General features: G+C 38.7%; 16 protein-coding genes. 8 read left to right on the forward strand and 8 right to left on the reverse strand.

The genetic code is table 11. From position 1 onward, the window contains the following. Positions 1-544: 544 nt before the first annotated feature. From B4F08_RS07865 to B4F08_RS07875, 3 genes are read right to left on the reverse strand one after another with little or no spacing between them, the layout of a single operon-like run. Entirely contained in the window at positions 545-874 is a 330-nt protein-coding gene (locus B4F08_RS07865; RefSeq protein WP_086210634.1) for a DMT family transporter, read from the reverse strand. 14 nt (positions 875-888) lie between these two features. After that, entirely contained in the window at positions 889-1,770 is an 882-nt protein-coding gene (locus B4F08_RS07870) for an ABC transporter ATP-binding protein (RefSeq protein WP_110975494.1), read from the reverse strand. Beyond that, a complete protein-coding gene (locus B4F08_RS07875) occupies positions 1,770-2,714 on the reverse strand; it encodes an ABC transporter permease (protein ID WP_119064021.1) in 945 nt (314 codons plus the stop codon). Before B4F08_RS07875 ends, B4F08_RS07870 begins: the two co-directional genes overlap by 1 nt. Before the next feature lie 217 nt (positions 2,715-2,931). On the opposite strand from B4F08_RS07875, the gene B4F08_RS07880 reads away from it, so the two are divergent. The 8 genes from B4F08_RS07880 (at position 2,932) to B4F08_RS07915 (ending at position 8,006) form a co-directional block, all read left to right on the forward strand. Beyond that, complete coding sequence (locus B4F08_RS07880; protein ID WP_004693046.1) at positions 2,932-3,300, forward strand: immunity protein Imm33 domain-containing protein; 369 nt, start codon at positions 2,932-2,934, stop codon at positions 3,298-3,300. 3 nt (positions 3,301-3,303) lie between these two features. Beyond that, entirely contained in the window at positions 3,304-3,729 is a 426-nt protein-coding gene (locus tag B4F08_RS07885) for a hypothetical protein (protein WP_291374047.1), read from the forward strand. 126 nt (positions 3,730-3,855) lie between these two features. After that, positions 3,856-4,107 (forward strand): hypothetical protein, encoded by a 252-nt coding sequence (locus B4F08_RS07890; protein WP_119064019.1) that lies wholly within the window; start codon positions 3,856-3,858, stop codon positions 4,105-4,107. A gap of 33 nt (positions 4,108-4,140) precedes the next feature. Further along, complete coding sequence (locus tag B4F08_RS07895) at positions 4,141-4,866, forward strand: zeta toxin (RefSeq protein WP_291374124.1); 726 nt, start codon at positions 4,141-4,143, stop codon at positions 4,864-4,866. Positions 4,867-5,337: 471 nt separating this feature from the next. After that, positions 5,338-5,754, forward strand: a complete 417-nt coding sequence (locus tag B4F08_RS07900; protein WP_291374048.1) for a YeeE/YedE family protein — start codon at positions 5,338-5,340, stop codon at positions 5,752-5,754. Between the two features lies 1 nt (position 5,755). Further along, entirely contained in the window at positions 5,756-6,169 is a 414-nt protein-coding gene (locus B4F08_RS07905; RefSeq protein ID WP_291374049.1) for a DUF6691 family protein, read from the forward strand. 5 nt (positions 6,170-6,174) lie between these two features. Beyond that, entirely contained in the window at positions 6,175-7,044 is an 870-nt protein-coding gene (locus B4F08_RS07910; protein ID WP_291374050.1) for an MBL fold metallo-hydrolase, read from the forward strand. Between the two features lie 188 nt (positions 7,045-7,232). Continuing rightward, positions 7,233-8,006, forward strand: a complete 774-nt coding sequence (locus B4F08_RS07915; protein ID WP_291374051.1) for an alpha/beta fold hydrolase — start codon at positions 7,233-7,235, stop codon at positions 8,004-8,006. Here B4F08_RS07915 and B4F08_RS07920 read toward each other — a convergent pair whose 3' ends face one another. From B4F08_RS07920 to tssA, 5 genes are read right to left on the reverse strand one after another with little or no spacing between them, the layout of a single operon-like run. Continuing rightward, on the reverse strand, positions 8,007-8,975 hold the full coding sequence (locus tag B4F08_RS07920; RefSeq protein WP_086210624.1) for a M15 family metallopeptidase: 969 nt from the start codon (positions 8,973-8,975) through the stop codon (positions 8,007-8,009). It abuts the gene before it with no gap. Then, positions 8,972-9,571, reverse strand: a complete 600-nt coding sequence (locus B4F08_RS07925; protein WP_291374052.1) for a hypothetical protein — start codon at positions 9,569-9,571, stop codon at positions 8,972-8,974. Before B4F08_RS07925 ends, B4F08_RS07920 begins: the two co-directional genes overlap by 4 nt. Before the next feature lie 11 nt (positions 9,572-9,582). Next, on the reverse strand, positions 9,583-10,380 hold the full coding sequence (gene icmH / locus B4F08_RS07930) for a type IVB secretion system protein IcmH/DotU (protein ID WP_119064010.1): 798 nt from the start codon (positions 10,378-10,380) through the stop codon (positions 9,583-9,585). A 5-nt stretch (positions 10,381-10,385) separates the two neighbouring features. After that, on the reverse strand, positions 10,386-11,756 hold the full coding sequence (gene tssK, locus B4F08_RS07935) for a type VI secretion system baseplate subunit TssK (protein ID WP_291374053.1): 1,371 nt from the start codon (positions 11,754-11,756) through the stop codon (positions 10,386-10,388). Between the two features lie 5 nt (positions 11,757-11,761). Further along, entirely contained in the window at positions 11,762-12,898 is a 1,137-nt protein-coding gene (gene tssA, locus B4F08_RS07940; protein ID WP_291374054.1) for a type VI secretion system protein TssA, read from the reverse strand. Positions 12,899-12,915: the final 17 nt, after the last annotated feature.

Below are 12,915 nucleotides of genomic sequence, written 5' to 3' on the forward strand. Positions count from 1 at the left end.
GTGATCATTTCTGCTCAGACAAAAGAAAATTCAAGTAATATGACAGCTCTAAGACATTTGTCATCTATTCGGATTTCTTGTAGTGAGGGACTTGGCTCATTGGCATCGGAAATCGTAAAGTCTATCTATAGTCTGGCTCAAATATTGATTTGATTTGGCTTTCTGACTATTGTGCTTCAGTTGGGTAAATTAGCTCATGCATGGGCTTTTGGGCAACAACATTAGGGGCATTTTGGGGTCAATCTTAACTTAGATCAAAAACCTCTTTAATGTCTGCTTTATTTGGAATTTTTGCAAGTTCTGATCATTCTAAGGTTTCCGTACGTCCTTCACCAAGAGAGGGATCTAGCCTCAATGTTTAATCCCAAAGCTCTCCGTATACTCTTTCATTTTTTCTTCAAGTGGCAAAGCAGAAAGCTTTTTGCTTGATGTTTAAGTTTGTCAATTTGAGATCCTAAAAAACTTTTGTGTTTTGACTTAAACGCATAAAAATAAGCTTTCAATTTCAGATGATTTGAGAAGAAAGATGCAACTAGGCATCGGGTTAGATTTCAGTACTTTTTGAAAAAACATTAATGATGATGATTCCTATGACCATAAAGGCTAAACCTAACAATGCAGGCGCATCGAGATTTTGTTTGTAGTAAACCCAACCAATGAAGGAAATTAGGATAATGCCTGCTCCAGACCATAGCGCATAAGTGATTCCCACAGGAACAGTTTTCATGGTCAGTGCAAGGAAATAAATTGCAACTAAATAACCCACCACTGTAATTGAGGCGGGTAACCATTGAGTAAATCCGTCAGAAGCTTTAAGAGCAGAAGTTGCAATGACCTCAGCCACAATAGCAATACATAAATATAGATATGACATATCTGATCAGCTCCTTACTTCACATGACTAACTTTCGTCATACGTGGGATGACAGGTAACTCAGCCAAAGCAGGGTCAAGCTCATCTTCATCAGCATGGACAAGTCGATCTACATGTTTGCGTAGTTCTTTAAACTCAGTTGTTTGCATTAAATCTTGATGTCGCGGTCGAGGTAAATTGACCTCAATAATTTCTTTAATTTCCCCAGGATTTGCTTTTAAGGCAACAATACGATCGGCCAACAAAATAGCCTCATCCATGTCATGTGTCACAAAGATGATAGTGATATCAATGTTTTGCCATAGATCTAGCAGATGCCTCTGCATTTTTTGACGAGTATGCGGGTCAAGCGCGCCAAATGGTTCATCCATCAGCAGAATCTTGGGTTCATTGACTAATGCGCGGGCAATAGCGACACGTTGTTTCATACCACCAGATAGTTGATGTGGATATTGGTTTTCATATTTTTCTAAGCCAATAATATTAATCCATTCCCGTGCAGCCGCTTCAGCCGATGCCTGACTTGCACCTTTCATCAGTGGCCCAAACATGACATTTTCCTTTACTGTTTTCCATGGGAATAAAGTGTAGCCTTGAAACACCATGCCGCGCTCAGGGCTTGGACCTGAAATAGGTTGCCCATCTACTAGCAGTTCACCACTGCTATAAGGATCTAAACCTGCCACAACTCGGCTAAAGGTTGATTTCCCACAGCCTGATGGACCAATCACACAGATCAATTCACGCTTATGAATTTTCAGATCTAATTGATTTAAAATTGTGCGCGAGCTTTTACCATGCTGAAAGATTTGGCTTAGTTGTTTGGCTTCTAAGATGACAGGGCGTTGATAAATTTGATTAAAATACTCACGAGCATTAAATTCTGTAGTTCCCATTATTTTGCTCCTACTTTCCATTTAAAAAGATGTTGTCCTAGCTTCATTAAAATCACATCGCAGAGCAATCCAATCACACCAATAATCAAAATAGCTGCAAAAACGTTGTCGAAGTGTTGATAGCGAGCTTGTTGGGTGATAAACCAGGTAATGCCAGATGTTGCGCCAATTAACTCAGAAACGATCAAATAGGTCCAAGCCCAGCCGAGTAGTACACGTTGATTTTGATAAATATCAGGTAATGCTGCAGGGATAATGACGTGAAACAGGCTTTTCATTTTATTTGTTCCGAGTGTATAACCCGCTTCGATCAGTCCCTGATCAACCATCCGAGTGGTATTGGCAATAATTAGAATTTGTTGAAACAGTGTCCCAATCACAATAATGGCAATTTTCGGTGCATCATTTATGCCGAGAATTGCTACGGCTAATGCACCAAATGCAGGGGCTGGTAGATAACGGAAAAACTCAACAAAGGGTTCAGCAAGTTTTGAGATAGTGCTTGAGAAGCCACAAAGAATTCCAAGTGGAACCCCAATAATTGATGAAATAAAAAATGCAGTGAATACGATTTTGACACTATGCCAGAGACTTTGATGTAACCATGGCGCATCAGCCTGTGCTGGAGCCGTTGTAAAAGATGTCACTAAAGCTTTCACCACCTCATGTGGGGCTGGTAAGTAGATTGGGTTAACCAGTTTACCTTGAGGAACGGCTAAGTCATGATCAACTGCATTTTGTGCTTCATGATAAAACACAGCTTTATCAACACGGCTTCCTTCTTGTAAAAACGGCACACTACCAGAATCTGTAATTTGTACTTGCGGATGCCAGATAAATGGTAAATAACTTACTGCACACCAAATGAGCATTGGTATTAAAAATGATCCTAAGCTGAGCAAAAATTTGCTTTTAGGACTGAGTTCTCGTGTGATGTAACCCATATTTTCCTAGCCCCAATATTACTTTTTTAATAAAACGTAATACTATTAAGCAAAATAGATGCCAAGCTTTGAGATGGGTTTTATCTGCATATTTTCATTTTAAGCCTGTTTCAATCATGAGTTTTTCATTTAACCCAGTAAATAAGCAAAGCCTTTGGCATAAATATGTTTTAAAATGTGCTATTGATAGACTGATGCTCAAAAGGGGCTGCATCGCATGGCACAAAAGTCACAACAATCTGCACTGAACGAATTGATTGCAGAACAAAAACTACTTTGTGAAGAATTTGACTCTGCTTATGTTGAAGTAAAAGGTGATGATGTCGTAGCTGTCGCTGTGCATACTTTAAATCAAGAACCCATTGTTGGTTTACGTAAAAAGCCTGAAACTGAGGAGAATGTTGCTTGGTTTATTTATGGTGGTGAATTGGGTGAAGGGCAAGACTTTTTTACAACCATGACTGTACGAGAGTTACAAGATATTTTGCCAGATGTACTTCCGTACTTGGCTCTAAGTGAAGGTTACCGTTTTATGATTGATGGTGATGACTATGAAGACGTTTGGAAAGAAGGCGATGAGTCTTAAGATATGAAACAACAGACATGGACGTTGCTTAGTTTTTCGTTATTTTTATTATCGCTTCTATCAACCCAGAGTTATGCAGAAACAATAAAACTGACTCAGGCGCAATATGACCAGAAAATGGCTGAATATACCGCAACGGTGAATTCGACTAAAACTGTTCTAGATTCAAAAAATAACCAAGCAACTGCAACAGAGATGAAAACTGCATTTTGTCAGCGTATGGATGCTTATCATCAAATTGCTGCGCTGTCCAAGGCCAATATTGAGTTAAGTACAGCACCTGTAATGTTGATGGTGGCCAACCGTTATCTTGAACAGCAAGAGAAAAGCTTAACTGATAGCGGAATGAATGAAAGTGCTTTTTGCCCAACGGCTAAAGCTTTAAAGCTTGAAGATACGAAACGAGTCAAAAGTAAAGTAACTCAATAAGACAACACGGAATTAGCGTAGATATTAAGATCTAATTTATTGTTTCAGTGTGCTGTATAAATAGACAATGTGCCCGATTGTGTTAAGATAAATAAAATCAACCATCGTTTGAGTAGGAGTTGGTGTATGGCAGCTTATACCGACATTAAAGCAGGCAAATATGAGGATGATATGATTCCTAAACTTGCTATTCATGCTTTTCATGATGCTTTTTTAAAGGCAACTACGCGTTCATCTGTGGTTTATGCAAAAGCTGAGCAATTGGTTGAGCGTGATATTCACGGTAATGAAACTGTTTTACAGGACTTAAGTAGTGCTTATGTCGATGTAGGCGTTTTACCGACACTGACACGTAAAAAGAAACGCGCAACTGTATAGATTGATATGCCACCTCGACAACCTAGAATAAGAATGTTTGCAGGGCCGAATGGTTCTGGTAAAAGCACTGTTAAAGATTACCTCTTGCCCCAACATATTGGGGCATATTTAAATGCAGATGAACTCGAACAAAATTTAAGACAAAGCCAACGCCTTGATTTATTGCATTATCATCCTTCCTTAAAAGCATCAGAGTTGGTCACCTTTTTAAAAAGTAAGAAACGTCCTCAAGCGGGACAGTTTGTGACTTTACTTGCGCATGAACCAATTGTGCTAGATGAATGGAAGATCGAGTTTAAAACTAATGAAATCGACTCTTATCTCTGTGCACGCATTATTGATTATATTCGGTTTGAGTTTCTGCGCTTAAAAGTCAGTTTTACTTTTGAGACGGTAATGTCGCATATCTCTAAAGTTGAGTTTCTCCGGGAAGCGAAACGTCAGGGTTACAAAACCTATCTGTATTATGTTTCAACAGTAGATCCACAAATCAATATTGCTCGGGTCAAGTATCGCGTCAGTGTAGGCGGACACCCAGTTCCTGAACAGAAAATTATTGAACGTTACTACCGCAGTATGGATCTGCTCATGCAAGCCGTAGAATGCTGCGATCGAGCCTACTTGTTTGATAACTCTTCTGACGGTATACAAGCGTCTTTTCTTGCAGAAATAGAAGCAGCCGAAACCTTAAAAATGAATGCCGCCGTGTCTAAGCTGCCAAGATGGTTTGCAGAACGCGTGTTATCAGAATTCCAATAAACTGCTTAAAAAATAGCTTGTTATTTCATCACTTTTCATATATCTACCTACATAAAAATATATTCAAACGTCGTAAATGTGTTTCATAAACCTAAAATAATGATCATGATGTAGAAATGTACCCATAACTCTATTCAGTTTTTTTAAATGAAAACTATAATGAAATAAAACGAGATAAGTTAAGTATTTCTAATCTAAAAAAAGGTCGAATAGAAAATCTCTCGGGGATATATTCAAGATTTTTACGCTATTGTGAAGAATAACTATGTAAAAGAAATGGTTTAAGTTGTCAGCTGAAGTGTTAAAAATTTGGATAATGGACTAGCAGACTTCATTGAGTTATCCCAAGGTAGATGGATGCTCCTGTAAACAGCTGTTATATGTAGGCATAGCATGATTAGAGACAAAGTACGCTTGATTATTTCTATATTTTATATATTATAAAAATATATATTATATAGGTGATTGTCAATGCACGATTTTGCGTGGTCTTTTCTAGGTGGAATATTACTCGGCATCTCCGCCGTTGGATATTTATATACCAATGGACGAATTGCGGGAATTAGTGGTCTGGTCTCTCAAGTTTTAAACTTAAAGGGGATTATAAATACGCCTGCACTGTGGTTCTTATTGGGTCTGTTTATGATTCCGTTTATATACGCAGCTTTTGTTCAACCTGATATTCATATGGAAGCGACACCTTTCATGTTAATTATTGCGGGCGTATTGGTAGGTTTTGGCACTCGTTTAGGCTCGGGTTGTACCAGTGGGCATGGTATTTGCGGTATTAGTCGCTTATCCAAACGTTCAATCATCGCTACGATTAGTTTTATGTTCGCAGGCTTTATCACTGTGTATATCGTTCGACATATGCTTGGAGCAATCTAAAATGAGAAATGTTTGGGCATTCATTTGGGGCGGATTATTTTCAATCGGTCTCATGCTTTCAGGAATGTCGAATCCTGCAAAGGTGATTGTTTTTTTAGATATTTTCGGGCAGTGGGATGCCAGCCTAGCTTTTGTGATGATGGGTGCAATTGCAGTTGCATTTATTCCTTTTCAGAACGCTGTACGTCAGTCACATCCACAAACCTTTTATGGTGAAGTCATACAACTTCCTAAAAATACCAAAGTCGACCGAAAATTGATCCTCGGCAGTCTGCTATTTGGTATAGGTTGGGGAATTGCAGGAATTTGTCCTGCACCGAGTTTCACTTTGATTGGGTTGGGGTATTATCAAGCGATCTATTTTGTAATTGCGATGTTCATCGGCGTGTTGCTACACCGTAAAGTGATGGAGTAAATATCATGATGCAAACAGCTCAAGTCAAAGCCTTTTTTGACTCTGCAACTAACACCTTTAGTTATGTGGTGAGTGATCCAGAAACTCAGCGCTGCGCCGTGATTGATAGTGTGCTGGATTATGATGCAGCATCGGCAAAGACTAATACAGAGCAGGCTGATTTAATCATTAGTTATATTCAAGAAAATAGCCTAAGCGTAGACTGGATTTTAGAAACACATGTGCATGCGGACCATTTAAGTTCTGCACAGTACTTAAAGCAAAGACTAGGTGGAAAAACTGCTATTAGCCATAAGATTGAGATCGTACAACAAACTTTTGGTGAGATTTATCACTTAGATATTAAGAGTTTAAATGCTACGCAGTCATTTGATTACCTTTTTGCAGATCATGAGACATTTTTGATAGGCAACATAAAAGCATATAACCTTCCAACCCCTGGCCATACACCAGCGTGTTTAAGCTATGTCATTGGCGATGCTGTTTTCGTAGGGGATACCTTGTTTATGCCTGACTACGGCACAGCACGTTGCGACTTTCCTAAGGGAAGTGCAGCAACGTTATTTGACTCAGTGAGAACTTTGTACACATTGCCAGATCAAATGCGGATGTTCTTATGCCATGACTATTTGCCAGAGGGCCGGGATCATTATCAATATGAAACGTCCGTTTCTGTACAAAAACATGAAAATATTCATATTAATACCGAAACACAGAAAGTTAATTTTATCGAAATGCGCAATCGCCGTGATGCAACTTTAAGTATGCCAAAATTGATCTTGCCAGCCATTCAAATCAATATGTTTGCAGGAAAATTTCCTAAACCTGAAGAAAATGGTGTTTCTTACTTAAAAATTCCGCTGAATTATTTTTAAAACCGAAATTTGACTCAAAAATTTAAGCGGATATTAGACACAATACATATATATGATATTTTAAATTTAGCCTAAGCAAATTTACATTCAAAATAGCCTAAGCAGATTTGAATAAAAATCAAAATGTCATTTGATTTATTCACATTAAAAATTCAATATCTATAGAAATCAAATACAGTAAGTTTTATATGATTCTCAATTATCAATTTCATCAAAATGAACAACAAACAGCAAAAACACTGGTATTCGTTCATGGTTTATTCGGCAGCTTAAGTAATTTAGGAATGCTCGCTCGACACTATTATGCGAGTCATCATGTATTACAAGTCGATGTTCGTAATCATGGTTTATCTGCACATTCAGATGCTATAACTTATGAATTGATGGCTGCTGATCTGATTGACACTTTGGATGAGCTTAATATTGAACACTTTTCTTTAATCGGCCATTCTATGGGTGGAAAATTGGTCATGAAAGTGACAGCAGTGGCAGGGAATCGGTTAGAGCAACTTGTGGTGCTGGATATTACGCCTATTGCGTATAAAGAAAATCATCATGAGCAGATTTTCAAAGCATTATTTTCAGTGCAAAAAGCTGATATTGAAAATCGCCAGCAGGCCATTGAAATTATGCGTGAATATCTCAAAGAAGAGATGGTAATTCAATTTTTACTAAAGTCTTTTAGCAAAGGAAAATGGTTGTTTAATGTAGATGCCCTGTATCAGAATTATGCTCAAATTCTTTCATGGGAAAATATAAAAACATGGCAAAAACCTGCATTATTTATTCGTGGTGGAAAGTCACCTTATGTAGAAAAGTCCGAATATATGGATGCGATTCAATCCCAATTTTCTCAAGCGCAGATTCAAACGGTTGCAGATGCTGGGCATTGGTTGCACGCAGAAAAGACTTCAGAAGTCTTAGAAATCATGAACCAATATTTGGATCATGATTGCAACTGACTAATTTAAATTTGCTGCTAAAAGTTGCCCCTCGGAGGTCAACTTTTCAGCCATCTCAGCGGTTTTTTTTAAACCAGGCATTCGATACTCGGTATGTCCATAATCTTGGATTGACGTCCAACGTCCGCCCCAAGTTAAACCGACAGATTCTGCAACTTCGCCATAGAGCTGATAGCCACGCATCGCCCATGGGTCTCGTTCAGAAATAACGACTTTTCCATCTCGCTTAAATGCGACATCCGCTGCCAAGCCAAATTGGTGGTAACTTTGATAACCACGAGCGAGCGTTGTATTTTTATTAGTGGCTAGGGAATTTTGGCGTTGTGGACTACGATAGCCCTCAAGCAGTACCAGCTCATAACCATGTTGATCATGCATGATTTTAAATACCATTAGTAGACGCTGCTTATAGCGCGGGTTCATTTTATGCCATTTACGGTCAGCCGTTGCTAAACTGTCATACGAATGGGCAGAATGTACATCCTGAATACTCGGGTCGTAACTCAAAGTACTGGCTTGAATAGAATTATTATTAAGATCCGCTTGCTCAAGCATACTTGCTTCAACTATGGCCGCAGCAACCAATGATTCTTCTACTTCTGGTGGTGGCGATAAAATTTGTCCCTCGAGTAATGCATAAATTTGTGGATCTGATTGTCTTAAATAATCGGCTTCAATCTTAGTAGGCGTGACAGGGCTAGTAAATGCAAACATTAAGATGCTGGTAAATAAAAGGAGACCTGCAACTAATATCCACCATTGCTGAATATGCCAAGAGGATTGTAATTGCTCAGGTGCCGCAGCATTATTGATGTGTTGCGCAAACTGACGAGCAGACTGAAACTTTCTTTTTCCTTGAGGAATTAACCCGACAAAAAAATCGGTAAACTTTGTTCTTAATTCATAGGACAGTGCCAAACTGAGTCCTAATGCTAGAATTAGAAAAGTAGAAAAAAGAGCATAGATCATGGGGTGGTAAGAGCCACATGTTTCGTTTCCACTGCGCGTGTTGTAATCGTTGTTTGTACATCTCCTACAGGAGATTCCTCTGGTATATCCAAAGATTGCTGTGGCCTAGTTATTTTTTGTGGGCTCTGTTTTTGCGAATGGTCTGAACTGCGTGGAGAAGTATTCTGATTTTTATTCTCCTTGTTTTGAGATATTGCATTCGTCGTCGGCTTTGGTACAGCTGTGGTTAATGCTTGGGGCCGGCGTAGAAAAGCTTTACTCAGCTCATCATCTTTGGGTTGAATAAATTCATTAGATGACTCTAGATCACTGGTTGCTTGAGGCTGATTTGAAGCATTGACTTTGCTCGCCTCAAAAATAGCTTCGGGTTCGCGCGTTGGCATTTCATTGTCTATTGCAGTTGTTTGATCTACAGCTGGGTTTTGGTTCACTTGGAGGGATGTATTTTTTTGTTGTATAAAAAAGTAAGTAAAAGCAATGCTTGATGTTAAGAGGATACCCACACAAAAACCACCCACGGCATAGAGCATGGGTGCAGGTCTTTTCTTTTTTGCTGATGTCAAAATTTTGACTGAAGTTTGTTTTTCACGAGTCATGGATTGAGTTCTTAGGGCAAATGGATTGTGATATATGCTTGTTCAGTAGGTGCTGAAATGACATTTTCATATTTAGCTAAAGAACTCGTATTTTGCTTAGACAACATGTAGTACAAGCCACCAAAGGCTAACAATGCAAACATTACCAAGAACAGTAAAATCCAATAGAACGGTAGTTCGCGGTGAATCATGTGTTTAATTTGATCGGGCAGAGAGGCAAAGGGAGAAAAGGCAGCCTTTTTCCCTTTTAAATAGTCAATTTCATCCCCCACACGTGCTACCAGATGATTTAAATTTTCTATAGACTCAATACGATATTTACCGTGAAAACCCAACAGCATGCAGTAATGATAAACTTCTAGAGCACCTAATCGACCATGTCCTTTACGACGTAGTTCCTCTAATATTTCGAAAAAACGATAACCTGCAAGTTGTGACCCAAATAAACTCAGTTGTAGGGGGCTAATGAGCCAGCTATTTTGAAGCTCAAAAAACTGTGTATCTTGCTGAGTCACAATGGTTTCATCTAATAATGCACAGTAGGCATATTTAGCGTCTAGAATATCGTCTGCAGAAAACTGTAATTTTCGTGCTTGGTTTTCAAAGCGATCGAGCAATGCAATAACTTTTTCACGAAATTCCGTGACACTGCTAGGGATATATTGGTTTTTTAATAAAAAAACGATATAAAAACCATCATGCAATAAATCGACTAAGTTCGAGGTACTGGCAGTTTTTGCGGCTATAGGTGGTGAAACTAAACCAGTTCCAATTTGTCCATCATCAAAAAGTGAAGGGGCATTATTCATTATTATTATCCTTGGCCATTCATAACCACAATCAATTCAACAGCAATATCTTGAAACCCCGCTGGAATATAAATACAAATCGACTCGGCATCTAACATGCGTTGGTATAAGTCATTATTCGGTTCGATTTCAAAGTAACTCACGCCAGACCGGACAGGAATCGCTGTTGGCACTTGTACTAAATGTTGTAACGGTACGGCTGGAAGTGCAGCAACTACACGTTGTTCAACGTCTATTGTATTGCCTACTTTGAAACGTAAAGGAACCAATTGAACCAGTTCGTGGGTTTGCATCATACTGCTTGAAACAGCCAAGTACAGCCTTGAATCACGTGTAATTTTGTCTGACTCTAAACGACCTAACCAATAAGATGGTCGGGTTTCTTTCAGTAGAATACTGATGTAACGGTTTGAAATAATGGTATCCAATAAGTCACGTAAAATGATATCAATCTCAGAAAAGCTTTCTTGTAAATGAAGATGTTGATAACGTGGTAAATGTTCCACATCATGTGCAGTCGAGAACGTGAGTAAAGAACCTGTTAAGCGCAATAACTCAAAATAAAGTCGTTCTGGGTGGATATGTGGGTATTGTAATAAATGATTTAATGTTGCATGTGCTGTATTCAGTGCATTGACCAACCAAAATGACACAATATCACCAGAGCGGAACTCAATCAGTTTCTGCTCATTTTCACGATTATTACTTTGAATGGTCTTAATTTTCGCTTTAATGACATTTAAAGTACGTTTTAGACTTGAAATGAGGTTCTCAGATGACTCAATGTGCAAAATTGGGGGAATAAAATGGCGATCAAACTCAAATTGCCCAGAGCTTTGACGTTTAATCTTTGCTAAGGCTAGATATAAAAATCCATCAAGTTCTTGATTAGGCTCAATATTAGCATCTAATAATCTGAACTCGGCACGGCGGTGTAATAATGTGATATCGGCTTCGCTGGCATCTGTAAATAAGTCATGAGTCGAAGTCAAATAAGAATGATAACGACCCAGTTGCGTACTATTTTCGCCGGTTAAGTTCCTCTTGTTGGCTTGCACAATTGGAAGCGCTAAATAGACTAGAACTTCGCCACGCAGGTTGAGCTCATCTAATAAAACGGGCGATGGTAATAGATCGCGCATAGGCGCCTGATAAATTTCTCCATCTTGCCAAATCACCTGAATGCTTTCGAGCGCCAAGATATGCGTTTGTAACTGAGCTTCGTCAAATTGTACACTTTGAATGCCATAGGCAAATGGAATGGTCGAGCGAATCGTATGATTCAAGCGTTGCTCATGATAAGCATCTTGCAATTGAAAATGTTGAGGACGTAAGAAGAGACCTTCGCCCCAAAGTATTTTTTCTGCTTTAAACATGAAGATTACCAGTTATTAGATTCATTAGATTGTGGTTGTACACCCAAAAGTTCTTGGATGTTAAGGAGTGGATTTTCATTTTTAATGACTTGATTTAGCCACTCGTGAAGTGGCATCTGATTCCACTTTATAGTTTTCTGCAACATGTAACTTACGGGACTATGTGGTTCATTAGCTTGGAAATAGTCTGAGATATCTTGCAATACACGCATTGCTTGTTCACGATTTACGAGGTGATTTTGCGGTTGCACCTTAAAATTTTGAGGCATTGGTGATGTATTCTCTAAGCTGATTTGTTCTTCTTGTTGCATCAATGAAAGTCTTTGGCTACTTATCATTGCTGGTGTTGCTGATTCTGTCGATGTATTGATGGCATGTGTTTGCACAAAAACATCAGTTTTATAGAGTTTCTTTAAACTGATATGGACATTTTCAAGCTGCGTATCAATAGCTGCAAAGCTAGGGGCATCGAGTCCCATGAGGCGATCTAACACACTTTTGAGTTGAGACCATTCGGCTAGAAGTGCTGAAAAGTGTTGATAGTTTTGATATTGAAATGATTTTGATGTATTCAATAAACTGTGCTCGAACTGTTCAATCCCCTGAGATTGGACAGTATGATTTTCCTCGTAATTTTCGATTTGTTTTAATTGCTGATTTTTTTGTCTCAGCATCGCTTCGTAGTCACCCAGTGAAAACTGAGGAGAATGTGTGATTGGAACGCGTTTAATCAAGGCAACCAATTGATTGATTGAACCTTGTAATAAACCTAAACGTTGATCTAAATCATCTTCTTCCATTTCAGGATGTAACTGTGTCCAATAGTTGCTCAGTGTCCGATGCATTAGCTCAAGTGCTTTGGTTATGCCTTCAAATCCATACAAGTGGGAGCAAGCTTCAAGTAACCAGCCCAGTAAACGAATGTCTTTTGATTTTTCAGTTAAAAGCTCAATAGATTTTTGATGTACAAAATGCCAATCTGCTTGTTTGGGTTCAGCAACCCAATCTCCTTGATCGAGTAGTGGATCATCTTGAGTTTTTGCAATTTTAATGGCATGAAACTCATTGGAAAAAGATAGATCTTGTCCACAAGGATAGTCGCTTGAAATAGGAGACAGTAAAGACTCAAGTTCTAAGCTCATAATTCGATACTCTATAA

Origin of the sequence: Acinetobacter sp. UBA6720 (genome assembly GCF_002454215.1) — a bacterium.
Lineage (GTDB): Bacteria > Pseudomonadota > Gammaproteobacteria > Pseudomonadales > Moraxellaceae > Acinetobacter.

Excerpts from the sequence above, each read along its gene's own strand:
- B4F08_RS07915 (WP_291374051.1), top strand. The coding sequence starts at position 7,233 with ATGATTCTCAATTATCAATTTCATCAAAATGAACAACAAACAGCAAAA.
- icmH (WP_119064010.1), bottom strand. The coding sequence starts at position 10,380 with ATGAATAATGCCCCTTCACTTTTTGATGATGGACAAATTGGAACTGGT.
- B4F08_RS07910 (WP_291374050.1), top strand. The coding sequence starts at position 6,175 with ATGATGCAAACAGCTCAAGTCAAAGCCTTTTTTGACTCTGCAACTAAC.
- B4F08_RS07875 (WP_119064021.1), bottom strand. The coding sequence starts at position 2,714 with ATGGGTTACATCACACGAGAACTCAGTCCTAAAAGCAAATTTTTGCTC.
- tssK (WP_291374053.1), bottom strand. The coding sequence starts at position 11,756 with ATGTTTAAAGCAGAAAAAATACTTTGGGGCGAAGGTCTCTTCTTACGT.
- B4F08_RS07920 (WP_086210624.1), bottom strand. The coding sequence starts at position 8,975 with ATGATCTATGCTCTTTTTTCTACTTTTCTAATTCTAGCATTAGGACTC.
- B4F08_RS07925 (WP_291374052.1), bottom strand. The coding sequence starts at position 9,571 with ATGACTCGTGAAAAACAAACTTCAGTCAAAATTTTGACATCAGCAAAA.
- B4F08_RS07885 (WP_291374047.1), top strand. The coding sequence starts at position 3,304 with ATGAAACAACAGACATGGACGTTGCTTAGTTTTTCGTTATTTTTATTA.
- B4F08_RS07900 (WP_291374048.1), top strand. The coding sequence starts at position 5,338 with ATGCACGATTTTGCGTGGTCTTTTCTAGGTGGAATATTACTCGGCATC.
- B4F08_RS07890 (WP_119064019.1), top strand. The coding sequence starts at position 3,856 with ATGGCAGCTTATACCGACATTAAAGCAGGCAAATATGAGGATGATATG.
- B4F08_RS07870 (WP_110975494.1), bottom strand. The coding sequence starts at position 1,770 with ATGGGAACTACAGAATTTAATGCTCGTGAGTATTTTAATCAAATTTAT.
- B4F08_RS07895 (WP_291374124.1), top strand. The coding sequence starts at position 4,141 with ATGTTTGCAGGGCCGAATGGTTCTGGTAAAAGCACTGTTAAAGATTAC.
- tssA (WP_291374054.1), bottom strand. The coding sequence starts at position 12,898 with ATGAGCTTAGAACTTGAGTCTTTACTGTCTCCTATTTCAAGCGACTAT.
- B4F08_RS07905 (WP_291374049.1), top strand. The coding sequence starts at position 5,756 with ATGAGAAATGTTTGGGCATTCATTTGGGGCGGATTATTTTCAATCGGT.
- B4F08_RS07865 (WP_086210634.1), bottom strand. The coding sequence starts at position 874 with ATGTCATATCTATATTTATGTATTGCTATTGTGGCTGAGGTCATTGCA.
- B4F08_RS07880 (WP_004693046.1), top strand. The coding sequence starts at position 2,932 with ATGGCACAAAAGTCACAACAATCTGCACTGAACGAATTGATTGCAGAA.